Source organism: Promicromonospora sp. NPDC050880 (assembly GCF_044456525.1).
Taxonomy (GTDB): domain Bacteria; phylum Actinomycetota; class Actinomycetes; order Actinomycetales; family Cellulomonadaceae; genus Promicromonospora.
On record NZ_JBITFV010000001.1, the window covers coordinates 824,531 to 848,299 of the forward strand.

Consider the following 23,769-nt stretch of genomic DNA (forward strand, 5'->3'; position numbering starts at 1 on the left):
AACGCTGAACGATCCGGTAACGAACACTAAGCGAGTTTGCATGTACAGGACCGGTCATGGTCTGGTGAACGGCGGTTCACGTCGCACCGACGTTCCTTTTCGAGACTTTTCGTAACCAGTTCCTGCCCAGATGAGACCGAGACAACTGCCAAGACGAGGGGGCTCTGTGCCAGCAATCGAGGCACATCACCTGTACAAGGTGTTCGGCCGCAAGGGCCGCGAGGGCGTCAAGCGCCTCCAGGCCGGAGCCGACGCCACCGACCTGAAGGCCGCCGGCCTGACACCAGCGGTCATCGACGCGTCGTTCACCGTGGAAGAAGGCGAGATCTTCGTCGTCATGGGCCTGTCCGGGTCCGGCAAGTCGACGCTGATCCGCATGATCAACGGGCTCCACCCACCGACCGCCGGGCACGTGGAGCTCTACGGCGAGAACATCACCGCCGCCACCGGCAAGGACCTGCGCCGCCTGCGCCGTCAGCGCATCAGCATGGTCTTCCAGCACTTCGCGCTGTTCCCCCACCGCAGCGTGGTCGACAACGCCGCCTACGGCCTGGAGACCCAGGGCGTCGGCAAGGAGGAGCGCCGCGCACGGGCCCACGAGGCCCTGGAGCTGTGCGGGCTGAGCGGCTGGGACGAGCACCTGCCCAGCGAGCTGTCCGGCGGCATGCAGCAGCGTGTGGGCCTGGCCCGCGCGCTGGCGGCCGACACGGACATCCTGCTGATGGATGAGGCGTTCAGCGCCCTGGACCCGCTGATCCGGCGGGACATGCAGGACCAGCTCATCGAGCTGCAGCAGAAGCTCGGCAAGACCATCCTGTTCATCACGCACGACCTCAACGAGGCCATGCGGATCGGTGACCGGATCGCCATGATGCGCAACGGGCGGATCGTCCAGGTCGGCACCGCCGAGGAGATCCTCACCGACCCGGCCAACGACTACGTCGCCCAGTTCGTCGCGGACGTCGACCGCACCCGGGTCCTGACCGCCTCGTCCGTCATGGAGCCCCCCGCCGCCGTGCTCGGGGCCGAGCAGGGTCCGCGCGCCGCGCACAAGCTGATGCGCGAGCACCAGATCCCGGCGATGTTCGTCACCGGACGTGACCGCACCCTCAAGGGCTATGTCACCGAGGACGAGGTCGGCCGGCACCTGGAGCAGAAGAACCTCGACGGCCTGCTCAGGCCCGTCCCCGAGGTGGCCCGCGTGTCCCCCGACACCTCGCTCGCCGACCTGTTCGGCCCGGCCGCCGAGACCCCCGCCATCGCGGTGGTGGACGACGCCGGCCGGCTCAGCGGCGTCGTCCCGCGCATCACGCTGCTGTCGGCGCTCGCCGCGCACACCGAGACCGACGCGCCGGGCGACGGCGCGGCCGGTGCCGCCGGCGCGCCGGACCCCGACCACCACCACACGAAGGAGGCCGTCCTTGACTGAGATCGCGGCTCCCCAGACGATCGTGCCGCCGATCCCGATCGGCAGCTGGCTCGAGACCGGCTTCACCTGGTTCAAGCAGACGTTCGACGCGCTCTTCGACGTGATCGGCGACCTCATCACGGGCGCCATCAACGGGATCGCGGACCCGCTCCTCGCCGTGGACCCCCTGGTCCTCGTGATCGTGCTCGCGCTGCTCGGCTGGCTCGTGCGCAACTGGAAGCTCGGGGTGGGCACCCTGATCGGCCTGGTCCTGATCATCGGGATGGACATGTGGGAACCGGCCATCGAGACCCTCGCCCTGGTGGTGGTGGCGACCGTCGTGGCGCTGATCCTGGGCATCCCGCTGGGCATCCTGGCGGCGCGCTCGCCCGTCGTCAGCCGCATCACCAAGCCCGTCATGGACTTCATGCAGACCATGCCCGGCATGGTCTGGCTGCTGCCGGTGCTCAAGCTGTTCAGCATCGGCGTGGCCGGCGCGCTGGTCGCCACGGTGATCTTCGCCCTGCCCCCGGCCGTGCGGCTCACGGAGCTCGGCATCCGCCAGGTCGACGGCGAGGTCGTCGAGGCGGGGCAGGCGTTCGGCGCGGGCCCGCGCCAGATCCTCAAGGACATCCAGCTCCCCCTGGCCCTGCCGACCGTGATGGCCGGCGTCAACCAGGTGATCATGCTGGCGCTCTCGATGGCCGTGATCGCCGGCCTCGTGGGCGGCGGCGGCCTGGGCAACGAGGTGGTCGGTGCGATCTCGACCCTCAACCTCGCCCGTGGCTTCGACGCCGGGATCTCCGTGGTCATCCTGGCGATCTTCCTCGACCGGCTGACCGGTTCGATCGGCTCCGGCCGGCCCGGACGCGGCCGGCTCCGCGAGCTGCGCGACCGGTTCACCCGCACCCCCGCCGGGACGGCGGCGCGGACGGCCTGAGCCGCTCGGCGCACCACACCACGTCAACCCATCACGTCAACACACCTCACGTGACAGTTCGTAACGAACCCCAGATATACGAAACGGAAGGAAACCGATGATCGGCACCACCGGCAAGCGGATCGGAGCAGCCACGACGGCGCTCGGCCTCGGCCTGAGCCTCGCGGCCTGCAGCTCGGGCGAGGGCAGCGGCGAGAGCGGAGGCGACCAGACGATCACGCTGGGCATCATCCCCTCGTGGACCGACGGCCTCAGCACGGCCTACCTGTGGAAGAACGTCCTCGAGGAGGACGGCTACACGGTGGAGATCCAGGAGATCAACGACGCCGCGCCGTTGTACACCGGTCTCGCCGAGGGCGACATCGACGTCTATCCGTCCGCGTGGCCCGAGGTCACGCACGCCGCCTACATGGACGAGTACGGCGACGACATCGAGGACCTCGGCGCCTACTACGACAACGCCAAGCTGACCATCGCCGTGCCCGAGTACTCCGAGCTGCGGTCCATCGAGGACCTCGTGGGCAGGAGCGCCGACTACGACGGCAAGATCGTCGGCATCGAGGCGGGCGCCGGCCTGACCAAGGCCACCCAGGAGCAGGTCATCCCGCAGTACGGCCTGGACGAGGACGGCTGGGAGCTGCAGACCTCCTCGACCCCCGCCATGCTGAACGCCCTCGACGAGGCCGTGCAGGCGCAGGAGGACATCGTCGTCACGCTGTGGCGCCCCTTCTGGGCGAACAACACGTTCCCGGTCCGCGACCTCGAGGACCCGAAGGGCGCCCTCGGCGAGGCGGAGGGCCTGCACGAGCTCGCCACCGCCGGTTTCAGCGAGGAGTTCCCCGAGGTCGCCGAGATGATGGCGAACGCGAAGCTGACCGACGAGCAGTACGGCAGCCTGGAGGACCTGGTCGTCAACGAGCACGAGGGCGACCCGGCCGCCGGCGTCGAGGCCTGGCTCGCCGACAACCAGGACTGGGTCGACTCCCTGCAGGGCTGACCCACCTCGGTGCCGCCGCCGGGTGATCGGCGGTCCCGGCCCGCAGAACAACGGCGCCTCCCACGCTCCAGCTGGTGCGTGGGGGGCGCCGTGTTCTGCCGGCGGGCGCGGGGTCAGCGCGCCGCGCTGCCCTCGACGTAGTCGGAGTCGGCCGGCTTGATCCACGAGAACATCTTGCGCAGCTCGCGGCCCGTGGCCTCGATCGGGTGCTGCTCGCCCTTGGCGCGCAGCTCCTTGAACTCCGGGGCGCCCGCGTCCTGGTCCGCGATGAAGCGCGCGGCGAACGTGCCGTCCTGGATGTCGGCCAGCACGGCCTTCATGTTCTCCTTGACGCGCGGGTCGATGACGCGCGGGCCGGAGACGTAGTCGCCGTACTCGGCAGTGTCCGAGACCGACCAACGCTGCTTGGCGATGCCGCCCTCGATCATGAGGTCGACGATCAGCTTGAGCTCGTGCAGCACCTCGAAGTACGCGACCTCCGGCTGGTAGCCGGCCTCGGTCAGCGTCTCGAACCCGTACTGCACCAGCTGCGAGGCACCACCGCACAGCACGGCCTGCTCGCCGAACAGGTCGGTCTCGGTCTCCTCGGTGAACGTCGTCTTGATACCGCCGGCACGCAGGCCGCCGATGCCCTTGGCGTACGAGAGCGCCAGGCCCCAGGCCTCGCCGGACGCGTCCTGCTCCACCGCGACGATCACAGGCACGCCACGGCCGTCGGCGAACTCGCGGCGCACGATGTGGCCCGGGCCCTTGGGGGCGACCATGAGCACGTCGTGGCCGGCCTCGGGCTTGATGTAGCCGTACCGGATGTTGAAGCCGTGCCCGAACACGAGCGCGGCACCCTCCTTGAGGTTCGGCGCGATGTCCTCGGCGTACAGGTGCCGCTGCACCTGGTCCGGCGCGAGGATGACCACCACGTCGGCGTCACGCACGGCGTCCGGCACGGTCGCCACGGCCAGACCCTCGTTCTCGGCCTTCTCACGGGACGACGAGCCCTCGCGCAGGCCCACGGTGACCTGCACGCCGGAGTCACGCAGGTTCAGGGCGTGCGCGTGACCCTGGCTGCCGTAGCCGATCACCGCAACCTTCTTCTGCTGGATGATCGACAGGTCGGCGTCATCGTCGTAGAACAGCTCAGCCACGGTACTTGCTCCTCGGTGTGTATCTCGGTAAAGGTCAGGCGGATCGCACCGCGCGCTCGAGCGCGCGGTCGGTGATGGACCGGGCGCCCCGGCCGATGGCCAGGGTCCCTGACTTGACGATCTCACGGACACCGTACGGTTCCAGCGCCGCGAGCAGGGCGTCGAGCTTCGCCGCCGGACCCGTGGCCTCGATGACCACGGCCTCCGGCACGACGTCGACGACGCGCGCCCGGAACATCTCGACGACTTCCAGCACCCCGGTTCGGGTGGCGGCGTCTGCCCGCACCTTGACGAGCAGGAGCTCGCGGTGCACGGACGACTCGGGTTCGAGCTCGACGATCTTGATCACGTGGACGAGCTTGTTGAGCTGCTTCGTGACCTGTTCCAGGGGGTGTTCCTCGACGTCGACCACCACGGTGATGCGCGAGATCTCCTCGTGCTCCGTGGGGCCGACGGCCAGGGAGTGGATGTTGAACGCGCGACGGGCGAACAGTCCGGCGACGCGCGTGAGCACGCCGGGCTTGTTCTCCACGAGCACGGACAGGGTGTGCCTCGACATGGGGGTCAGTCCTCTCGCTCCCACGCCGGCGAGATGCCGCGTGCGTACTGGATGTCGTCGTTGCTGACGCCGGCGGCGACCATGGGCCACACCATCGCGTCACGCGAGACGGTGAAGTCCACGACCACGGGCCGGTCGTCGATCTCGTTGGCGCGCTTGATCGCGGCGTCGACGTCGGAGGCGTGCTCCACGCGGATGCCCTCGCAGCCGTACGCGTCGGCGAGCTTCACGAAGTCCGGCACGCGCATGGTGCCGTGCCCCGTGTGCAGGTCGGTGTTGGAGTAGCGCGACTCGTAGAACAGCGTCTGCCACTGCCGCACCATGCCCAGCGAGCTGTTGTTGATCAGCGCCACCTTGATCGGGATGTCGTTGATCGTGCAGGTGGCGAGCTCCTGGTTGGTCATCTGGAAGCAGCCGTCACCGTCCACCGCCCACACCGTCCGGTCGGGCTGGCCCACCTTGGCGCCCATCGCGGCGGGGATGGAGTAGCCCATCGTGCCGAGGCCGCCGGAGTTGATCCAGGTGTTGGGGTGCTCGTAGCTGATGAACTGCGCCGCCCACATCTGGTGCTGGCCTACGCCGGCCACGTAGATGGCGTCCGGCCCGGTCAGCTCACCGAGGCGCTGGATCACGTGCTGCGGCGACAGCAGGCCGTCCGCCGTCTCGCTGTAGCCGCGCGGGTAGGTGCGACGCCACTCGTCGAGCTGACGCCACCAGCCCTCGACGTCGGGGCGGCCGTGCTCCTCGTGCTCCCGCGCCAGCTCGGGCAGCAGGTCACCGATGACCTCGCGCAGGTCCCCCACGATCGGCACGTCCGCCTCGCGGTTCTTGCCGATCTCGGCGGGGTCGATGTCCGCGTGCACCACGGTGGCCAGCGGCGCGAAGCTCGACAGCTTGCCCGTGACGCGGTCGTCGAACCGGGCACCGAGCGCGAACACGAGGTCCGCCTTCTGCAGCGCCGCCACCGCGGGCACCGTGCCGTGCATGCCGGGCATGCCCAGGTGCTGCGGGTGGCTGTCCGGCACGGCGCCGCGGGCCATCAGCGTGGTCACGACGGGCGCACCGGACAGGTCCACGAGCTGGCGCAGCAGCTCGGACGCGCCCGCCCGGATCACGCCGCCGCCCACGTACAGGACGGGTCGGCGGGCCGTGGCCAGCAGCTTCGCGGCCTCGCGGATCTGCTTCGAGTGCGGCTTGGTCACGGGGTGGTAGCCCGGCAGGTTCAGCTCCTGCGGCCACGAGAACGTGGTGCGCGACTGCATCGCCGACTTCGCGATGTCCACCAGCACCGGCCCCGGCCGCCCGGTGGAGGCGATGTGGAACGCCTCCGCGATGGTGCGCGGGATCTCCGCCGGGTCCGTGACCAGGTAGGAGTGCTTGGTGATCGGCATCGTGATGCCGACGATGTCCGCCTCCTGGAACGCGTCCGTGCCGATCGCGGCGCTCGCGACCTGGCCGGTGATGGCCACCATCGGGATCGAGTCCATGTTCGCGTCCGCGATGGGCGTCACCAGGTTGGTGGCACCGGGGCCCGACGTCGCCATGGTGACGCCGACCCGGCCCGTCGCGTGGGCGTAGCCGGAGGCCGCATGGCCGCCGCCCTGCTCGTGCCGCACCAGGATGTGCCGCAGCTTGGCGGAGTCCATCAGCGGGTCGTAGGTGGGCAGGATCGCGCCGCCGGGGATGCCGAACACGACGTCCGCACCGACCTCCTCGAGGGAGCGGACGATCGACTGCGCCCCCGTCACCTCCTCCGGCCCGACGCGCGGTGCGGGGGCCTCGACCTCGGCCTTGCCGCCTACGCGGGACCGAAGCTCGGTACGCACCTGGTCACGCGCCTCGGCGCGCGCGGCGATCTGTGCGGGTGTCGGTGTGCCGGTCATGCGGTTCTCCTGCCGTCGCGCCCCGTCCTGGGGCGAAAGCGAGCGTTCGTGACAACAAAAAAACCCCGGGTCCTCTGATGAGAAGGACTGCCAGGGTGAGCGCGCGGACGATGCCTGTGCTGGGCCTAGGCCGCGCGCTCAGGAAGTACTACGAGAATGATCGTCTGCACGCGCAGCACGTTACGCCGAATCCGGGCCGGTGTCATCCAGCGGGCCAAAGGTCCCACGATCCGAGACGGGCGGCGGTTCCACCCGTCCCCGCGGGCGCGACCCACCGGTGCGGCTCACCACCGCATCGCACCGTGCAGCGACGTCGGCGCCGGGTCCACGCCCAGACGCTCCCGCAGCACCGTGAGGTCGTAGGTGCGCTCCATCGCGAGGTGGCTGATCGCGTACCGGGACAGCCGCGGCTCCCGCCCGGTCCACCGGGCGACCCGCTCCCCCGCCCAGGCCAGCATCCGCGCCAGCCGGATCGGGATGCCCACGACCTGCACCGGCCGGAACCGGGCGAACATGAGCAGCTCGATGGTCTCGTCCAGGTCCACCGGCCGCGCGTCGGCCACGTTCGCCACCAGCGGCCGGCCGGCCGCGACCTCCGGCTCGACGTCGGCGTCCAGGGCCGCCCGCACGGCACGGGCCAGCGTGTCGACGTGCGTGAGGTGCTGACGCACCTTGCCGCCGCCGGGCAACGGCAGCCAGGCGCCGACCGCCGCGGACTCGAGGCGCGGCAGCAGCGTCGTGTCACCCGGCCCGTAGACCGCGTGCGGCCGCAGCACGACGACGGGCCCGCGGTCCTCACGCGCGGCGTCGGCCGCCAGGTACCGCTCGGCCGCGGCCTTGGTGGAGCCGTACGCGTTCATGTAGCCGCGCACGGGCGCCTCCGCCTCGGTCGCGGCCACGCTCGGCGTGCGGGGGTCGTACACGCTGCCGGAGGAGACGTGCACGAAGCGCGCCTCGGGGAACGTCTCGCGCACGGCGCGCGTGCCCTCGACGTTCACCACCCAGGCGCGCGCGTGGCTCCCGCCGTCGCCGACGGCGGCCCCGCAGTGCACCACGGCGTCGACGTGCTCGGGCCGGTCCTCCTTGGCCAAGGGGCCGTCACGCAGGTCCCAGAACTGGTGGGAGACCTGAAGGAGGAGCTCCTCGGGCAGACGCGGCACACGCCGCGAGAACGCGACGACCTCGTGCCCGTGCGCCGCGAGGTCCCGGACGACAGCGCCCCCGACAAATCCTGACGAACCGGTCACAGCCACCTTCATGCGCGCACTGTACCCGCCAGGGATGACACCCAGTTGACCAGCAACCGACGGTCAGGCTTCCGGGACCGCCCGGCGAGCGGCACCCGGGCCACCTCCACCACCAGGTCGGGCAGCGCGCCGTGGTCCAGCACGTCCCCCAGGCGTGCCGTGACCGCCCTGGTCAGCGCGGTATCCGTGCGCGCGCCGGGCCAGTGCGCACCCGCCGGGACGTCCTCGGCGGTCACCACGAGCACCACCCGCTCGTCGCCGTCCGGCACGGGGACACCGACCAGCACGGCGTCCGCCACGCCCGGCAGCTCCCGCAGGCGGGGCTCGAACAGGCCGGGGTAGATGTTCACGGTGCCCCGGATGATCATGTCGCGGTTGCGCCCCACGAGCACGATCCGGCCCCTCGCGTCCTGGTAGGCCAGGTCGCCGGTGCGGTGCTCGGTCGCGGGCGGGCGTCCGGCGTCGACGTCCGACAGGTAGCCGGCCATGAGGGACGGGCCCGTCAGGACGAGCTCCCCCACCGCATCACCGTCCCCCGCCGCATCGCCGTCGCCCGCCGCGTCGACGACGGTCGTGTCGATCCGCACCCCGATGCCGTCGAGCGGCCGGCCGACCAGGTCCCCGGACGCCGCCGCCGCGATCTTCTCGTCGGCGTCGGTCACCGCGGCGGGCAGGATCTCGGTGGCACCGTAGACCGCGAGCCAGCGCGTGCCCGGCAGCACCCGGCGAGCCCGTTCGAGCAGCGCCACCGTGACGGGCGCGGCGCCCACGGCCAGCACGGCCGGGCCCACGGCGGCCGTACCCGTCGACCGCCCCTCCAGGACGTCGAGCAACGCGGTCACGTCCGCGGGCACCAGGAACGACGAGTCCGCACCCGCGACCCCGCGCGCGAACGCCTCGGGCGCGTCCTTGGGCGCCCGCGCCGGGATCTCCCACGTGCCGCCCGCCAGCAGCGCCGGCAGGCCGAGGAACATCTGGTCGGTGTGCGCCCGCTGCCCCGGTCGCAGGTCACCCACCTGCGCGAACAGCCCGAGCATCCCGCCGAGCGTGCGCGCGGTGTGCACCACGGCCTTCGGGTCCGACGTCGTGCCGGACGTGAACACCACGAGCGCCACGGCATCGAGGTCGCTCCCGCTGCCGGGCCGCGCCGCGGGGGCCGGCGTCGTGCGCCCGAGCCGTGCCACCCGCCGGGCACCGCGCGGGACGCCGGGAAGCCACGGCCCCGCGTAGAGGTGCCGTACCGGCAGGCGGCCGTAGTCCGGGAGCAGCAGGCCGCGCGAGCGCGCGACCGGGCGCAGCGCCCCCGACGACACCGCGTACAGCAGCGACTCCGTCGCCGCCCACCGCGGCCTCGCCGCCGCGATCCGGGCGGCGAACAGCTCCGGCGTCGAGCCGGGGTCCACGAAGACGACGGCGCCGCCCGCGCGCAGGACGGCGAGGCACAGGACCACGCCCTCGGGCCGGGGCCGGATGCTGAACAGCACCCGGTCGCCAGAAGTCATGCCCAGCGCCCGCAGCCCGGACGCGGTGCGCTCGACACGGTCCGCGAGGTCGCCGAACGTGACCTCCTCGCGCACGCGAGCGCCGTCACGACCGCCGAACCAGCGCAGCGCGACGACGTCGGGCGTCCGGCGGGCCAGGGTGTCCAGGGCGTCGAGGAAGTGGGTCATGCGGCGTCCTGCGCCAGCCGCAGCTCCAGCGACCGGTAGGCCGGGACCAGCACGCCGCGCTCGGCCCGGCGCCGTCCCACGACGGGGACGAGGCCGTCCGTCGCGGCGGCCGCGAGCGCGTCCAGGACCGCGTCCACCTGCGCCGTCGCCAGCGGCATGCCGAGGCAGAAGTGCGGCCCGGCCCCGAACCAGAGGTGCCGCACCGCGGGGTCGACCGGGCGGCCGGGGTCGAAACCGCCGGCCGCCCGGCAGCAGTTGACGGTGGCGATCACCACGCGCTCCCCCGCGGCGACCGGCACGTCCGCCACGGACGTCGCGGCCCGCACCGACCGCAGCATCGCCGGGGTCGGCACCGTGACCCGCAGCCCCTCCTCGACGGCCCGACGGCGCAGCTCCGCGTCGCCGCCCAGCAGGCGGCCGGTCCAGCCGGTGTCGTGCGCGATCGCCAGGAGGCGGGGCACGAACGACTGGACGGTCTCGGTCCCGGTCAGCACGAAGGCCCCGACGGCGCCCATGGCCTCACGCTCGGAGAGGCCCAGGTCGCGCATGCGCCCGGGCACGGTCGCCGGGTCGCCCGCACGGTAGGCGGCGCGCGCGGGTGCGGTCAGCCGGTCGAGCACCGCGCGCGCCCGGGCCACCTGGGCCCGCGTGAGCCCGTGCCGGTGCAGGCGCACCATGCCGGTGATCGTCCGGGCCGCGACCATCGCGGAGCGCACCGCGTCGTCCGTCGGCGGCAGGCCCACCATCCCGCAGATCACGGCTCCCGCCTGGGCCGTCACGACGGCGGCCAGGTCCACGCCCTCCCCCGCGGCGAGCCGGCGCGTCAGGTCCGGCAGCACGCCTGAACGGTTCTCGCCGTCGTCCCCGGTGCCGGACACGAGCTGCCGCACCGCGCGCGGCGAGAACAGCGGCCCGAGCGTGCGCCGCAGCGCGGCGTGCTCGGCCCCCTCCATGTTGAGCAGCACGGACGGCCCGAGCACGGGCGTCCACAGGTCCGACGGCGCCCCGGGGCCCACCTTCGAGAAGTGGTCCAGGTCGAGCAGCACCTCCCGGGCCAGGGCGGCGTCGCTCACGATCACCCCGATGCGCGGCACCCGCACGACCGGACGGTGCCGTGCCGACCGGATCGCGGGGTAGGCGAGCGGGTGCGCGGCCCGCTGGACGAGTTCCTCCCAGTGCGCCTCGGGCGGTTCACCACGCCGGCGCCTGGTCGCACCCAGCACACTCGTCCCGGCGGCGTGCGTGAGGTGGGCCGTCATCGGATGTCCACCACGTCGGGCCGGTAGCGGTGGTCGGCGTACCAGCCGAGGGTGCGGACCAGCCCCCACGCGTGCACGCGCCGGGTCGACGCCCGCACCCAGACCTCGCGGTGCTCGGCGTACCGCGTGGTCAGCCGGCGGACGGCGTTGACCAGGGCACGGTCCTCGTGCACGTCCTCGATCCGGGTGCGCGGGAACCCCCCGGCGCGCTCGTACAGCGACGCCGTGATCGCCATGTTGCAGCCTGGCGTCATCACGTACGGGCCGAGGTAGCCGTCGTCCTGGTTGCCCGGGCGGACCTTGCCGAACGTGCTCGACGCCCACAGCGCGAACGACAGCACGCCCTGCTGGAACCGCGAGACCGGCAGGTCGTCGGTGCGCGGCACGAGCCGCCCGGCGACGAGCTCGTCACCACCCGCGAAGGCTTCGCGGACCGCGCGGGTCCAGCCCGGCGGCGGCAGGCAGTCCGCATCGGTGCGGGCCAGCAGCTCGGCCCCCAGCGCGATGGCGGCCCGCATGCCGGTGTCGGCCGCGGCACCGGTCCCCTTCTCGGGCTCGTCGACCACGCGCCAGCGCAGCCGCCCCCACTCGGCGGCGGCCTTGCGCGCGACGTCGGCGGTGCCGTCGGTGGACCCGTTGTCCACCACCACGAGGTCGAAGTCGTCGTCCTCCTGCGCGTGCAGCGCCTCCAGCGTGCGCAGGATGCCGTGCTCGTGCGCCTCGTTCAGCGCGGGGACGACGACGGCGAGCCGCGGCCGGTCCGCGCCGGGTGCCGGGGTCACCAGCGCACCACCATCGCGCCCATGCTGATGCCGCCGGCCAGACCGAGCAGCAGCACGACGTCACCGCGGTGCAGCCGGCCGGACTCCAGGGCGGTGACGAGCTGCAGCGGCAGGGTGGCCGAGGCGATGTTGCCGTGGTCGGCCACCGTGACGACCGTGCGGTCGGCGGGCACGCCGAGCGCACGGTGGACGTCCGCAAGATAGCCGACCGCGACCTGGTGCACCGCGACGAGCGCCACGTCGTCCATGGTCACGCCCGCCCGGTCCAGGGCCTCGCTGACCGGGCCTGGCCCGATCGCCAGGAACGCCTCCCGCAGGCGGGAGCCGTCGATCTCGAAGTAGCTCCGCTCCGGGTCGCGCGGGTTCACCGTGCCGCCCGCGGGCAGCATGCCGACGTCCCAGTGCTGCGACTCCGCGGCGAACACGGACCCCAGGATGCCCGACGGCGGCCCGGCGTGCTCCGCGAGACCGGCCAGCTCCGCAGCGAGCTCGTCCTCCAGGCTGCCGGTCCCGGTCGCCTCGACGAGGACGGCGGCCCCGGCGTCGGACATCGTGTAGCCGGGGGCGGACATCGCGTAGGTGCGCCGGTCCGGCACGTCCCAGCGGACGCCGCGCGAGGGCATCTCACCGCTCGCCACGAGCACGCGCCGGTAGCGGCCGGTGCCGATCAGCGCCTCGGCCACCTCGATGCCGTTGAGCACGGAGTTGCAGGCGTTCTTGACGTCCATCACCGGGGCGCGCACCCCGAGCTTCGCAGCGACGATGTGGCTCGTGGCGGGTTCGATCATGTCCTGCGTCGCGGACGCGAAGATCAGCAGGTCGACGTCGGCCGGGCCCAGCCCCGCCCGGTCCAGCACGTCGCGGGCGGCAGCCGCGGCGAGGTCCGAGGCCTGCTGGTCGTCGTCGGCCACGTGGACGGTGCGCACACCCGTCAGGCGCGACACCATCGGCACGCGCGGCGCGACGGCCGGGTTCCTGCGGTGCAGCTCCCGCTCGGCGGTGGCCACGTCGCGGGTCTCCTCAGGCAGGTGCACGGCGACGCCGGCGATGCGGGCGACGGGACGTGGAGCGGGGTGCGGCGGCACCGCGGGCGCGTCGGCGCGGGCCGTCGAGGAGGAGCGGACGGCTCGGGCGGTGGCCGTGGGCGGCGCGACGGCCGGTTCGGGAAGCACGCGGCACAGGCTAGCGGTCCTCCGTGCGCACGGGTGGGCTAGATGTATTAACGTCTAGACATGGGATCGACAGCGGCCGCGGCCAGTCATGACACGACATGTGCGCGTTGCTACCGTGGTGCCATGGCTGAGCTCCCCGACTGGATGCGCCCCCCGCGCCCGGAGGGCTGGCTCGCCGAGGACCTGGACAATCTGCCGGACGCTCCCCGCCACACCGAGCTGATCGACGGAGCCCTCGTCTTCATGATGTCCCCGCAACGCAGCTGGCACCGGCGTGTTATCCACGCCCTCCACGGCACCCTCGCCGCGCAAGCGCCCGAGGGGATCGAGATCAACAGCGAGATGACCGTTCGTCTGGACAGGTACAACCGGCCGGAGCCCGACGTCATCGCGTCGACGGCCACGATCGACCGCAACGCCACCTGGTACGAGGCCGAGGACGTCGTGCTCGCGATCGAGGTGGTCTCACCCGAGTCCCGGCACCGCGACAGCGCCGTGAAGCCGCACAAGTACGCCGAGGCCGGTATCGCCCACTTCTGGCGCGTCGAGGACGTCGACTCCGTCACGACGGTCCATGTCTACGAGCTCGACACCCTGACCAAGACCTACGTCCCGGTCGGCATCTTCCGCGACACGCTCAAGGTGGACCTGCCGTTCCCGATCGAGCTGGACGTCCAGGCCCTGTACGGCTGAGGGCAGTTCAGGCCCGCGTCGCCCGGTAGATCTCGCGGACCACGTCCTCGATGTCGGGCTCCTCGACGGACAGGTCCAGCACCTCCACCCGCTCGGAGACCGCGGCGAGCACGCGCGCCGCCGTCGTGCGCTGCGGGTCGAACGCGAGACGCTGGCGCAGGCCGCCCGACTCGCTGCGCACGTGCTCCGTGCCCGCCACGTCCACCAGGTCGGGGCTCGCCGCCGCGAGGTCCACCACGAGCTCACGGCGCGCACCGACCGTGCGGGCCAGGCCGCCGAGCGTGCCGTCGAACGCGAGGCGCCCGCGGTCCACGACGAGGATCCGGTCGCACAGCCGCTCGACGTCGCCCATGTCGTGCGTGGTCAGCAGCAGCGTGGTGCCGTGCTCACGCCGCTGCGTCACGAGGAACTCGCGCAGCCGCTGCTTGGAGAGCACGTCCAGGCCGATGGTGGGCTCGTCGAGGATCAGCAGCTCCGGCCGGTGCAGCAGGGCGGCCGCCACCTCGGCCCGCATCCGCTGCCCCAGCGAGAGCTGGCGCACCGGGGTGCCGAGGAACGCGCCCATCTCCAGCATGTCGACCAGCTCGGCGGTGCGGGTGCGCTCCTCGTCGGCGGACAGCGAGTGGATCGCCGCGAGGATCGAGAACGACTCGTGCACGGGCAGGTCCCACCAGAGCTGCGAACGCTGCCCGAACACCACGCCGACCCGGCGGGCGAGCGCGCGGCGCTGCTTGAGCGGGTGCAGGCCCACCGTCGTCACCCGTCCGCTGGTCGGTACGAGGATGCCGACGAGCATCTTGATGGTGGTCGACTTCCCGGCGCCGTTCGCGCCGATGTAGCCCACGGACTCCCCGGCCCCGACGGTCAGGTCGAGCCGGTCGACGGCGACGTGCCGGGTCCGGCGCAGCCGGTCGCCCCGCTGGGGCCGCCCCGTGAACACCCGGGTCAGCGCCTCGGTCTCGATGACGTTCATCCACCCGCTCCTCGGTAGTGACGTAGTCCCCAGCGCCAGCACAGCCCGGCCACGACCACGGACCAGAGCGCGGCGACCGGCGCGCACCAGCCCAGCCAGGCGGGCAGCCCGGCGACGCCGGGCACCCCCAGCAGGGTGGTGACCGGCAGGTACGCCGCGAAGGCCACGGGGAAGACGGTGCCGAAGAGCACCAGCAGGGCGCGGGGCCAGACGGTCGCGGGCTGGGTGGCCGCGTACCGGCCGCCGTAGACGAACGCGTTGGTCATCTCGGCGCCATTGATCAGGAAGAACTGCAGGCCCGCCGCCGTGACGAACTGGGCCGTGAAGATGACGAACCCGCAGACCAGGGCCAGCACCAGCAGGCCGACGGCGGCCGGGCCCCAGTCGATGTCGTTGAGCACCAGGCCCACCACGAGCGCGGACGCGCCCACGAGGCTGCGGGCCAGCCGGCGCAGGCTGAGGTCGCTCGTCACGAGCTGGGCCAGCACGGGCTGCGGCCGCAGGAAGAAGACGTCGAGCGTGCCCGCACGCACGTAGGTCGGCAGTCTGTCGCAGTGCCCGGCCACCAGGTCGGCCAGGCAGAAGGCGAGGTCGGCCAGGCCGAACACGAGCAGCACCTGGGCGAGCGAGAACCCGCCGATCTGGTCGGCGGCCGTGTACAGCACCCAGACCTCGGTGAACTCGATGACACCGACCAGCAGCGCCCCGACCAGGTCCATGCGGAAGCTCGCGCGGTGGCTCGCCTGCGAGCGGGCGCGGCTGGCGAGGACCGCCCGGTAGGCGCGCAGGTGACGCACCCTCGGCTCAGCCACCCTGCACCTCCAGCCTGCGGCGTCCCGCGCGCGTGGCCAGGTACCCCGCGACGAGGACCGCCGCGAGCCAGCCGAGCTGCACGCCGATGTGCTGCCCGGCATCCCACCCGGTGACCCGGCCGGACAGCACGTCGATCGGGAGCTGCATCATCGACGGGAACGGCGTGGCCAGCGCGAGGGTCAGCAGCCAGTCGGGGTAGAGGTAGATCGGCGTGTACAGCCCGGCGAGGAACCCGGAGAGCGACATGTAGAGCACGCTGACGCCACGGGTCTCGACCAGCCAGAAGCCCGTCGTCGCCACGACGTAGACAGTCGCGTGCGAGATGGCGATGCCGATCAGCAGGCTGAGCAGCCCGAGCACGGAGGCGGCGGCGTCCGGGGGCAGCGCCATCCCCGACACGAGAACGCCGATGGCGACGCTGGGCAGGCCGCGCGGCAGCAGCGCGAACAGCCCCTTGCCGATGTCGGTCAGGACGTTCGCGGCCTGCACGCTGACGGGCCGGAGGAAGTCGACGGCGACGTCGCCCGACCGGATCCTGGCCTGCAGGTCGCTGCCGCCCCAGAAGTTGACCGAGCCGAGCATGCCCTGCCCCAGCCAGACGAACGCGGCCATGGTGGCCGCGGAGTAGCCGGCCAGCTCACCGCCGGAGCTGTCGACCGCCGCGCCCATGATCCCGCCCTTGAGCAGGCCGAACGTCGCGTTGGCCGTCAGCCCCGCGAGCGTCGCCAGCGGGTACGCGGACTGCCCCCGGAACCCGGCCACGAGGAACCGCCAGTAAGGGTTCCTGGCCGGGACGGGGAGCGAGCGCACAAGCGCGAGACGCTACCCGGCGATCGGCCCGGCGTCATCCTGATTTCCCGACACCGTCCAGGCCCCGCGGTCGGCGGCGATGCTGAGCTCGCGCGCCGCCGCCGAGATCTCGCGGGCCAGGGCGAGGTCGCGCCGCGACAGGCCGCCGATGTCGTGCGACGAGGTGCGCACGGTGACGCTGCCGTACCGCAGGTCGACGTCCGGGTGATGGTTCGCGGACTCGGCGAGCACGCCGATGCGCGTGACCAGCCGCAGCCCCGTCGCGAACGACCCGGTGGCGTAGCGCACCACGGCGGCGCCCGCCAGCACGCGCCAGTCGCTCACGCCCTCACCCGCCGTGAACTCTCCGGCGGTGATCGCGTCACTCATGTATCGCTCCCTGTGTCGGTGGACCGTCTCGAACGGCCGGGACACCACCATGGCACGGGACTCCGACACCCCGGTAGGCGGTCGGCCGGGCCCGGCACGCACGCCGGGCCCGGCCGGTGTCAGCCGCGCCGCAACCGCGCGACGTCGCGCACCGCGCCCCGGTCGGCCGACGTCGCCAGCGCGGCGTAGGCCTGGAGCGCCGGGGACACGTACCGGTCACGGGCGACGGGCTGCCAGGGCCGCTCCGACGACTCCATCTTGGCGCGCCGCTCGGCGAGCACCTCGTCGGGCACGTTGACCCGGATCATGCGGGTGTCGACGTCGATCTCGATCTCGTCGCCGTCCTCGATCAGGCCGATCGTGCCGCCCGCGGCCGCCTCCGGGGAGACGTGCCCCACGGAGATGCCGCTGGACCCGCCGGAGAACCGGCCGTCCGTGATCAGCGCGACCTGCTTGCCCAGACCGCGTCCCTTGATGAACGACGTCGGGTACAGCATCTCCTGCATGCCCGGGCCGCCGGCGGGACCCTCGTAGCGCACGACCACGACGTGACCGGGCTTGACCTGCTTGGTCAGGATCTTCTCGACGGCGTCGTCCTGCGACTCGCAGACCAGCGCCTTGCCCACGAAGTGGAAGACGTCGGGGTCGACGCCCGCCGTCTTGAACACGGCGCCGTCCTCCGCGAGGTTGCCGCGCAGCACGGCGAGCCCGCCCTCGACGGTGTAGGCGTGCTCGACGTCGCGGATGCAGCCGCCCGCGCCGTCCGTGTCGAGCGACTCCCACTGGTTGTTCGTGGAGAACGCCTGCGTGGTGCGCACGCCGCCGGGGGCCGCGTGGAACAGGCCGAGCGCCCGCTCGGTGGCCTTGCCGCCGCGGATGTCCCAGTCGTCGAGCCACGCGCGCAGCGTGGGGGTGTGCACCGAGGTGACGTCGTGGTCGAGCAGGCCGCCCCGGTCGAGCTCGCCCAGCAGGGCGGGGATGCCACCCGCCCGGTGCACGTCCTCCATGTGGTAGTCCGGGTGGTTGGGCGCCACCTTGGACAGGCACGGCACGCGCCGGCTGATGTCCTCGATGTCGGCCAGCGTGAAGTCGACCTCGGCTTCCTGCGCGGCGGCCAGGATGTGCAGCACGGTGTTGGTGGAGCCGCCCATGGCCACGTCGAGCGCCATCGCGTTGGCGAACGCGGCCTTGGTGGCGATGCCGCGCGGCGCGGCGGTGTCGTCCTCGTCCTCGTAGTACCGGCGGGCCAGGTCGACGATGGTGCGGCCGGCCTCCAGGAACAGCTCCTTGCGGGCGGCGTGCGTGGCCAGCGTCGAGCCGTTGCCCGGCAGCGACAGGCCGAGGGCCTCGGTGAGGCAGTTCATGGAGTTGGCGGTGAACATGCCGGAGCACGAGCCGCACGTGGGGCACGCGTTCTCCTCGACCAGGCCGAGCGCGGCGTCGTCCACGTTCTCGTCCGCCGAGTAGTTGATCGCGTTGATCAGGTTCAGCGGGGTCTTCGCGACGCCGTTCGCCACGACCGCCTTGCCGGCCTCCATCGGGCCGCCGGACACGAAGATCACCGGGATGTTCAGCCGCAGCGCGGCGTTCAGCATGCCGGGCGTGATCTTGTCGCAGTTGGAGATGCACACCAGCGCGTCGGCGGTGTGCGCCTGCACCATGTACTCCACGGAGTCCGCGATCAGGTCGCGGCTGGGCAGCGAGTAGAGCATGCCGGCGTGGCCCATCGCGATGCCGTCGTCGACGGCGATCGTGTTGAACTCCTTGGCGACGCCGCCGGCCTCGCGGATCGCGGAGGCCACGAGGTCACCCATGTCCTTGAGGTGTACGTGCCCCGGCACGAACTGCGTGTACGAGTTCGCGATCGCGATGATCGGCTTCCCGAAGTCCTCCGAGCCCATGCCCGTGGCGCGCCAGAGCGCGCGGGCACCGGCCATGTTGCGGCCGTGGGTGGAGGTCCGGGAGCGCAGGGGACGGCTCATGACGGTTCAGCTCCTTCGATGGCTGGACGGGCCGCGCGGGAGGCCGGGCACTGTGCGGGGCGGGCGGCCTCTGCACGCTACCTCCGGTGCGCGGGGATGGACACCCGGCGTCCACAGGGTGACCCTGCCCCCCTACCTCAACCCTGGCGGGTGCCGTACGGTCGTACCAGGGAGCCCGCAACGACGCGGATCCTGGCGTGCACGCGACGGAGGTGCTCGACATGCGAGTGACAGAAGCATTGCGGCGCAAGGGCGGTTCGGTGGTCACGATCTCCCGGGACCGCAGCGTGCGCGACCTGCTGGCGCTCCTGGCCGAGCACGGCATCGGCGCGGCCGTCGTGTCCGACGACGGCGTCCGCGTCGACGGCATCGTCAGCGAGCGGGACGTCGTGCGTCGGCTGCACTCCGACGGCGACGGCATCCTGGACGGCACCGTCGAGGCGATCATGACCGCCGCCGTGCACACCTGCGGACCCGAGGCCACGCTCGACGAGCTGATGCCGGTCATGACGGAGCACCGCGTGCGCCACGTCCCCGTGCTCGTCGACGCCCGGCTGACCGGGATCGTGAGCATCGGGGACGTGGTCAAGCACCGGATCGCCGAGGTGCAGGCCGAGCGCGACCAGCTCACGGCCTACATCACCGGCGGGCCGGGCGCCTAGCCCCTCGTCCGGCCCTCGACAGCGCTCAGCCCAGCGTGGCCCGGTACTCGTCCTCGAGGATGCTCATCACGATCGCGTCCGCCCACGTCTCACCGTCCCGGTAGACGTCGCGCAGGCGGCCCTCCTCACGGAACCCGAGCGACTCGTACAACGCCTGTGCCCTCGGGTTGATGCTGAGCACGTCCAGGCTCACCCGGTGCAGGCCCGGACCGGGCTCGCCGTCGGCGCCGTCGAACGCGAAGCGCAGCACCTCCAGGATGGCCTCCCGGCCGTACCCGCGGCCCCGGTAGTTCGGGAGGAGCTGGAGCCGCAGGTTGGCCGAGCGGGCGTGCTCGTCGAGGTCGTTGAGCACGATCTCGCCGATCATCTCGTCGCTGACGGGCTTGCCGTCCCGGACCGCCGCGGGGCAGATCGCCCAGTCGTAGCGGCCGGGCCGGTCGCTGACCGTGCTCGCCCACTCGTCGATCTGGTCGCGCGTGAAGGTGGCGGTGGTCCCCGTCAGGCGGGTCCCCTCCGGATCCTGGACCGCCTCCCACAGGCGTTCCGCGTCGCGCGCCTCGACAGGACGCAGCCGCATCATCTCGCCGTGCAGGCGCGGCCCCCGGGTCATGCGGCCGGCCTCACAGCCCCCCGCAGCACGGCCCGGCAGGTCACTGACCGATCCGATCCAGCACGAGCTCCCGGACCCGCTTGGCGTCAGCCTGTCCCTTGGTCGCCTTCATGACCGCGCCGATGATCGCGCCGACCGGACCCTGGTTGCCGCCGCGGACCTTCTCGACGATGTCGGGCTGAGCCGCCAGCGCCTCGTCGATCGCGGTGAGCAGGGCACCGTCGTCGGACACGACCTCGAGGCCTCGGGCCACGACGACCGCCTCCGGGTCACCCTCGCCGGCGAGCACGCCGTCGAGCACCTGGCGGGCGATCTTGTCGTTGATGCGGCCGGACTCGACGAGGTCCTGCAGCTGCGCGACCTGCGCCGGCGTGACCGTGAGGTCCTCCAGCGCGATCTCGTCCTGCTTGGCCCGGCGGGCCAGCTCGCCCATCCACCACTTGCGCGCGCCGGCGGCGTTCGTGCCCGCGGCAATCGTCGCCTCGATCAGGTCCATGGCGCCCGCGTTGACGACGTCGCGCATCTCTGCGTCGGCGTATCCCCACTCGCCCTGCAGCCGACGCCGCCGGGCGACGGGCATCTCCGGCAGGGAGGCGCGGATCTCCTCGACCCACTCGCGGCTCGGCGCCACGGGGACCAGGTCGGGCTCGGGGAAGTAGCGATAGTCCTCGGCGTCCGACTTCACGCGGCCCGACGACGTGCTGCCGTCCGTCTCGTGGAAGTGGCGCGTCTCCTGGATGACCGGGAGGCCCGCGTCGAGCACGCCGGCCTGACGGGACACCTCGTAGCGCACGGCACGCTCGATCGAGCGGAACGAGTTCACGTTCTTGGTCTCGGTGCGCGTGCCCAGCGGCGCGTCGGGGCTCGGGCGCAGCGACAGGTTCACGTCGGCGCGCACGTTGCCGCGCTCCATGCGGGCCTCGGACACGTCCAGCGTGCGGAAGATGTCGCGGAGCGTCTGCACGTAGGCGCGCGCGACCTCGGGGGCCCGCTCACCGGCGCCCTCGATCGGACGCGTGACGATCTCCACGAGCGGGATGCCCGCGCGGTTGTAGTCGACCAGCGAGTACTCGGCGCCGTGGATGCGGCCGGACGTGCCACCCACGTGGGTGTTCTTGCCGGCGTCCTCCTCCATGTGCGCGCGCTCGATCTCGACGCGGAACACCGCGCCGTCCTCGAGCTCGACGTCGATCCAGCCGTCGTAGGCGATGGGCTCGTCGTACTGCGAGGTCTGGAAGTTCTTGGGCACGTCCGGGTAGAAGTAGTTCTTCCGGGCGAACCGGCAGCTCTCCGCGATGGTGCAGTTCAGCGCGAGACCGATCCGGATCGCGTACTCGACGGCCTTGCCGTTCACGACGGGCAGCGCGCCCGGCAGCCCGAGGCTGACGGGGGTCACCTGCGTGTTCGGCTCGCCGCCGAACGAGACCTCGGCGGCGCAGAACATCTTGGTCAGCGTGCCGAGCTCCACGTGGACCTCGATGCCGAGCACCGGGTCGTAGCGGCGGACGGCGTCCTCGTAGGCGACCAGGGGCGTCGCCGTCGCGGGGGTCTGCACAGTCATCGGGCGAGCTCCGTGGTCTTGAGTTCGGGTGCCTTGTTCAGCAGGGGTCCGCCCCAGCGCGACTCGAGAGCCGCCTCGAGGGCCGCGCCCACGCGGTACATCCGGTCGTCCGCCTTGGCGGGGGCCAGGATCTGGAAGCCGACCGGCAGGCCGTCGTCGGAGAGGCCGTTCGGCAGGGACATGCCCGGGACGCCCGCCAGGTTCGCGGGGATGGTCGCGACGTCGTTGAGGTACATCGCAAGCGGGTCGTCGAGCTTCTCGCCGAACTTGAACGCCGTGGTGGGCGCCGTGGGCGAGACCAGGACGTCGGCCTTCGCGAACGCGGCCGAGAAGTCGCGCTGGATCAGCGTGCGGACCTTCTGCGCGCTGCCGTAGTAGGCGTCGTAGTACCCGGCCGAGAGGGCGTAGGTGCCGAGGATGACGCGGCGCTTGACCTCGTCGCCGAAGCCCGCGCCGCGGGTGGCGCCCATGACGCGCTCCGCCGTGACGGGGCCTTCGGCCGGCTCGACGCGCAGGCCGAAGCGCATGCCGTCGAACTTGGCCAGGTTGCTGGACGCCTCGGCCGGCATGATCAGGTAGTAGGCGTCGAGCGCGTAGGCGAAGCTGGGGCAGGAGACCTCGACGATCTCCGCGCCCAGCCCGCGAAGCTGCTCCAGCGACTCGTCGAACCGCGCGGACACACCGGCCTGGTAGCCCTCGCCGGACAGCTCCTTGACGACGCCCACGCGGACGCCCTTGAGGTCGCCCTGCGCGCCCAGCCGAGCGGCGGCGACGACGCCCGGCACCGGCTCGTCGATCGACGTGGAGTCGTGCGGGTCGTGCCCGCCGATGAGCTCGTGCAGCAGCGCGGCGTCGAGCACCGTGCGCGTGACCGGACCCGCCTGGTCGAGCGAGGAGGCCATGGCGATCAGGCCGTAGCGGGAGACGCCGCCGTAGGTCGGCTTCACGCCGACCGTCCCGGTCACGGCACCCGGCTGACGGATGGACCCACCGGTGTCGGTCCCGATCGCGAGCGGCGCCTCGAAACCGGCCACGGCGGCCGCTGAGCCACCGCCGGACCCGCCGGGGATCCGGTCGAGGTCCCAGGGGTTCCTGGTGTTGCCGAACGCGGAGTGCTCCGTCGAGGAGCCCATCGCGAACTCGTCCATGTTGGTCTTGCCGAGGATCGGCAGGCCGGCCACCTTGATGCGCTCCACGAGGGTCGCGTCGTACGGCGGGATCCAGTTCTCGAGGATCTTCGACCCCGCGGTGGTGGGCAGGCCCTTGGTCACCACCACGTCCTTGACCGCGATCGGCACGCCGGCGAGGGCGTGCAGCTCCTCGCCCGCGGCGCGGCGGGTGTCGACGTCGGCGGCCGTGGCCAGGGCCTCCTCGGCGGAGACGTGCAGGAACGCGTGCAGGTCGCCGTCGACGGCGGCGATACGGTCCAGGTGGGCCTGCGTGGCCTCGACGCTGGAGACCTCCTTGCCCGCCAGGGCGGACGCCAGGGCGGACGCGCTGAGGCGCGTGATGTCGTTCGTCATGTCGTTGCTTCCCATCACTCTTCGCCGAGGATCTGCGGGACCGCGAAGCGGCCGTCCTCCTGCTGCGGGGCGCCCGCCAGGACGTCCTGGACCGGCAGGGCCGGCTCCGGCACGTCGTCTCGGAACACGTTGGTCAGCGGGAGGGGGTGGCTCGTTGCCGGCACGTCTGCGGTGGCGACCTCGCTCACGCGAGCGATCGACTCGACGATCACGTCGAGCTCACCGGCGAGGCGATCGACCTCGTCGGGCCGCAGGTCGATCCGTGCCAGCGCAGCCACGCGCGCAACCTCGTCACGGGAGATGGTGGACATGGCCGCAAGTCTAGTCTCCGGAGGCCATCCGATCTCCCGGATCGCGGCCTGTGCACTGTGAAATCTGTGCAACGCGCCGGCCCGCTCCAGGGGCGACGTCCGGTCTCCGGGACGACAGAGCGCCCGGGGCCGTCCGGCCGTGGGTGGGCAGCACGCAGCCCCCGGGACGACGAGCGTCTCCCCAGGGGCTGTCAAGAAGCGGTGAGGTTTCCGCGGCGCCGGCGATCGGCAGGTGGTGCAGGAGCAGAAATGCGTGTGGGGGTGGGAACATGCCCCCTTGACGGGTTCATGTTCCCACCCCCACACGGGAATGGTTGTCCGGCGGCGTCCTACTCTCCCACCCCGTCTCCAGGGCAGTACCATCGGCGCTATGAGGCTAAGCTTCCGGGTTCGGAATGGGACC

Annotated in this window: 22 protein-coding genes and 1 rRNA gene; 5 read left to right on the top strand and 18 right to left on the bottom strand. The window is 72.2% G+C overall.

What is annotated here, in order from left to right; translation table 11 throughout:
* The first annotated feature begins 166 nt into the window (after positions 1-166).
* From ACIBBF_RS03710 to ACIBBF_RS03720, 3 genes are all read left to right on the top strand, one after another.
* Complete coding sequence (locus ACIBBF_RS03710; RefSeq protein ID WP_397410599.1) at positions 167-1,429, top strand: glycine betaine/L-proline ABC transporter ATP-binding protein; 1,263 nt, start codon at positions 167-169, stop codon at positions 1,427-1,429.
* Positions 1,422-2,348, top strand: a complete 927-nt coding sequence (locus ACIBBF_RS03715; protein ID WP_397410601.1) for an ABC transporter permease — start codon at positions 1,422-1,424, stop codon at positions 2,346-2,348. Before ACIBBF_RS03710 ends, ACIBBF_RS03715 begins: the two co-directional genes overlap by 8 nt.
* A gap of 97 nt (positions 2,349-2,445) precedes the next feature.
* Entirely contained in the window at positions 2,446-3,345 is a 900-nt protein-coding gene (locus tag ACIBBF_RS03720; protein WP_397410603.1) for a glycine betaine ABC transporter substrate-binding protein, read from the top strand.
* Positions 3,346-3,458: 113 nt separating this feature from the next.
* On the opposite strand, the gene ilvC is transcribed toward ACIBBF_RS03720, so the two are convergent.
* The 8 genes from ilvC to ACIBBF_RS03760 form a co-directional block, all read right to left on the bottom strand.
* Positions 3,459-4,619, bottom strand: a complete 1,161-nt coding sequence (ilvC, locus tag ACIBBF_RS03725) for a ketol-acid reductoisomerase (RefSeq protein WP_397410605.1) — start codon at positions 4,617-4,619, stop codon at positions 3,459-3,461.
* Positions 4,522-5,046, bottom strand: coding sequence for an acetolactate synthase small subunit (gene ilvN / locus ACIBBF_RS03730; RefSeq protein WP_119142819.1), 525 nt, complete (start codon positions 5,044-5,046; stop codon positions 4,522-4,524). The genes ilvC and ilvN overlap by 98 nt, the downstream gene beginning before the upstream one ends.
* A gap of 5 nt (positions 5,047-5,051) precedes the next feature.
* Positions 5,052-6,929, bottom strand: a complete 1,878-nt coding sequence (locus ACIBBF_RS03735) for an acetolactate synthase large subunit (protein WP_397410607.1) — start codon at positions 6,927-6,929, stop codon at positions 5,052-5,054.
* Between the two features lie 284 nt (positions 6,930-7,213).
* Positions 7,214-8,188, bottom strand: coding sequence for an NAD-dependent epimerase/dehydratase family protein (locus tag ACIBBF_RS03740; protein WP_397410609.1), 975 nt, complete (start codon positions 8,186-8,188; stop codon positions 7,214-7,216).
* On the bottom strand, positions 8,185-9,846 hold the full coding sequence (locus ACIBBF_RS03745; RefSeq protein WP_397410611.1) for a class I adenylate-forming enzyme family protein: 1,662 nt from the start codon (positions 9,844-9,846) through the stop codon (positions 8,185-8,187). The genes ACIBBF_RS03740 and ACIBBF_RS03745 overlap by 4 nt, the downstream gene beginning before the upstream one ends.
* Complete coding sequence (locus ACIBBF_RS03750) at positions 9,843-11,105, bottom strand: cytochrome P450 (protein WP_397410613.1); 1,263 nt, start codon at positions 11,103-11,105, stop codon at positions 9,843-9,845. The genes ACIBBF_RS03745 and ACIBBF_RS03750 overlap by 4 nt, the downstream gene beginning before the upstream one ends.
* On the bottom strand, positions 11,102-11,887 hold the full coding sequence (locus ACIBBF_RS03755; RefSeq protein ID WP_397410615.1) for a glycosyltransferase: 786 nt from the start codon (positions 11,885-11,887) through the stop codon (positions 11,102-11,104). Before ACIBBF_RS03755 ends, ACIBBF_RS03750 begins: the two co-directional genes overlap by 4 nt.
* The gene (locus ACIBBF_RS03760; protein ID WP_397410617.1) at positions 11,884-13,059 is read right to left on the bottom strand and encodes a 3-oxoacyl-ACP synthase III family protein; all 1,176 of its coding nucleotides are present in this window, start codon (positions 13,057-13,059) and stop codon (positions 11,884-11,886) included. The genes ACIBBF_RS03755 and ACIBBF_RS03760 overlap by 4 nt, the downstream gene beginning before the upstream one ends.
* 123 nt (positions 13,060-13,182) lie before the next feature.
* Here ACIBBF_RS03760 and ACIBBF_RS03765 point away from each other — a divergent pair, with 123 nt between their 5' ends.
* The gene (locus ACIBBF_RS03765; protein WP_397410619.1) at positions 13,183-13,752 is read left to right on the top strand and encodes a Uma2 family endonuclease; all 570 of its coding nucleotides are present in this window, start codon (positions 13,183-13,185) and stop codon (positions 13,750-13,752) included.
* Between the two features lie 7 nt (positions 13,753-13,759).
* On the opposite strand, the gene ACIBBF_RS03770 is transcribed toward ACIBBF_RS03765, so the two are convergent.
* From ACIBBF_RS03770 to ilvD, 5 genes are all read right to left on the bottom strand, one after another.
* The gene (locus ACIBBF_RS03770) at positions 13,760-14,725 is read right to left on the bottom strand and encodes an ATP-binding cassette domain-containing protein (RefSeq protein WP_397410621.1); all 966 of its coding nucleotides are present in this window, start codon (positions 14,723-14,725) and stop codon (positions 13,760-13,762) included.
* Positions 14,722-15,537 (bottom strand): ABC transporter permease, encoded by an 816-nt coding sequence (locus ACIBBF_RS03775; protein WP_397410623.1) that lies wholly within the window; start codon positions 15,535-15,537, stop codon positions 14,722-14,724. The genes ACIBBF_RS03770 and ACIBBF_RS03775 overlap by 4 nt, the downstream gene beginning before the upstream one ends.
* A complete protein-coding gene (locus tag ACIBBF_RS03780; protein WP_397410625.1) occupies positions 15,530-16,348 on the bottom strand; it encodes an ABC transporter permease in 819 nt (272 codons plus the stop codon). Before ACIBBF_RS03780 ends, ACIBBF_RS03775 begins: the two co-directional genes overlap by 8 nt.
* 12 nt (positions 16,349-16,360) lie before the next feature.
* Positions 16,361-16,717 carry a 4a-hydroxytetrahydrobiopterin dehydratase gene (locus ACIBBF_RS03785; protein WP_397410627.1) on the bottom strand — a complete coding sequence of 119 codons (357 nt, stop codon included), beginning with the start codon at positions 16,715-16,717 and terminating at the stop codon, positions 16,361-16,363.
* Positions 16,718-16,836: 119 nt separating this feature from the next.
* Positions 16,837-18,699, bottom strand: a complete 1,863-nt coding sequence (gene ilvD, locus ACIBBF_RS03790) for a dihydroxy-acid dehydratase (RefSeq protein ID WP_397410629.1) — start codon at positions 18,697-18,699, stop codon at positions 16,837-16,839.
* A 221-nt stretch (positions 18,700-18,920) separates the two neighbouring features.
* Between ilvD and ACIBBF_RS03795 the strand changes: the two genes are divergently transcribed.
* Complete coding sequence (locus tag ACIBBF_RS03795; protein WP_397410631.1) at positions 18,921-19,361, top strand: CBS domain-containing protein; 441 nt, start codon at positions 18,921-18,923, stop codon at positions 19,359-19,361.
* A 25-nt stretch (positions 19,362-19,386) separates the two neighbouring features.
* Here ACIBBF_RS03795 and ACIBBF_RS03800 read toward each other — a convergent pair whose 3' ends face one another.
* The 5 genes from ACIBBF_RS03800 to rrf form a co-directional block, all read right to left on the bottom strand.
* Complete coding sequence (locus ACIBBF_RS03800) at positions 19,387-19,971, bottom strand: GNAT family N-acetyltransferase (protein ID WP_397410633.1); 585 nt, start codon at positions 19,969-19,971, stop codon at positions 19,387-19,389.
* 40 nt (positions 19,972-20,011) lie between these two features.
* Positions 20,012-21,532 (bottom strand): Asp-tRNA(Asn)/Glu-tRNA(Gln) amidotransferase subunit GatB, encoded by a 1,521-nt coding sequence (gene gatB / locus ACIBBF_RS03805; protein ID WP_397410635.1) that lies wholly within the window; start codon positions 21,530-21,532, stop codon positions 20,012-20,014.
* Complete coding sequence (gene gatA / locus ACIBBF_RS03810; protein WP_397410637.1) at positions 21,529-23,055, bottom strand: Asp-tRNA(Asn)/Glu-tRNA(Gln) amidotransferase subunit GatA; 1,527 nt, start codon at positions 23,053-23,055, stop codon at positions 21,529-21,531. The genes gatB and gatA overlap by 4 nt, the downstream gene beginning before the upstream one ends.
* Before the next feature lie 14 nt (positions 23,056-23,069).
* Positions 23,070-23,366, bottom strand: coding sequence for an Asp-tRNA(Asn)/Glu-tRNA(Gln) amidotransferase subunit GatC (gene gatC / locus ACIBBF_RS03815; RefSeq protein WP_397410639.1), 297 nt, complete (start codon positions 23,364-23,366; stop codon positions 23,070-23,072).
* 316 nt (positions 23,367-23,682) lie between these two features.
* Positions 23,683-23,769, bottom strand: a 5S ribosomal RNA gene (gene rrf, locus ACIBBF_RS03820); the annotation flags it as partial.

Bases quoted from the DNA above. Each gene is read 5' to 3' on its own strand.
- ACIBBF_RS03795 (WP_397410631.1), top strand. From the start codon at position 18,921: ATGCGAGTGACAGAAGCATTGCGGCGCAAGGGCGGTTCGGTGGTCACG.
- ACIBBF_RS03740 (WP_397410609.1), bottom strand. From the start codon at position 8,188: ATGAAGGTGGCTGTGACCGGTTCGTCAGGATTTGTCGGGGGCGCTGTC.
- ACIBBF_RS03770 (WP_397410621.1), bottom strand. From the start codon at position 14,725: ATGAACGTCATCGAGACCGAGGCGCTGACCCGGGTGTTCACGGGGCGG.
- ACIBBF_RS03720 (WP_397410603.1), top strand. From the start codon at position 2,446: ATGATCGGCACCACCGGCAAGCGGATCGGAGCAGCCACGACGGCGCTC.
- ACIBBF_RS03745 (WP_397410611.1), bottom strand. From the start codon at position 9,846: ATGACCCACTTCCTCGACGCCCTGGACACCCTGGCCCGCCGGACGCCC.
- ACIBBF_RS03785 (WP_397410627.1), bottom strand. From the start codon at position 16,717: ATGAGTGACGCGATCACCGCCGGAGAGTTCACGGCGGGTGAGGGCGTG.
- gatC (WP_397410639.1), bottom strand. From the start codon at position 23,366: ATGTCCACCATCTCCCGTGACGAGGTTGCGCGCGTGGCTGCGCTGGCA.
- ilvD (WP_397410629.1), bottom strand. From the start codon at position 18,699: ATGAGCCGTCCCCTGCGCTCCCGGACCTCCACCCACGGCCGCAACATG.
- ACIBBF_RS03765 (WP_397410619.1), top strand. From the start codon at position 13,183: ATGGCTGAGCTCCCCGACTGGATGCGCCCCCCGCGCCCGGAGGGCTGG.
- ACIBBF_RS03800 (WP_397410633.1), bottom strand. From the start codon at position 19,971: ATGACCCGGGGGCCGCGCCTGCACGGCGAGATGATGCGGCTGCGTCCT.
- ACIBBF_RS03735 (WP_397410607.1), bottom strand. From the start codon at position 6,929: ATGACCGGCACACCGACACCCGCACAGATCGCCGCGCGCGCCGAGGCG.
- ilvN (WP_119142819.1), bottom strand. From the start codon at position 5,046: ATGTCGAGGCACACCCTGTCCGTGCTCGTGGAGAACAAGCCCGGCGTG.
- gatA (WP_397410637.1), bottom strand. From the start codon at position 23,055: ATGACGAACGACATCACGCGCCTCAGCGCGTCCGCCCTGGCGTCCGCC.
- gatB (WP_397410635.1), bottom strand. From the start codon at position 21,532: ATGACTGTGCAGACCCCCGCGACGGCGACGCCCCTGGTCGCCTACGAG.
- ACIBBF_RS03750 (WP_397410613.1), bottom strand. From the start codon at position 11,105: ATGACGGCCCACCTCACGCACGCCGCCGGGACGAGTGTGCTGGGTGCG.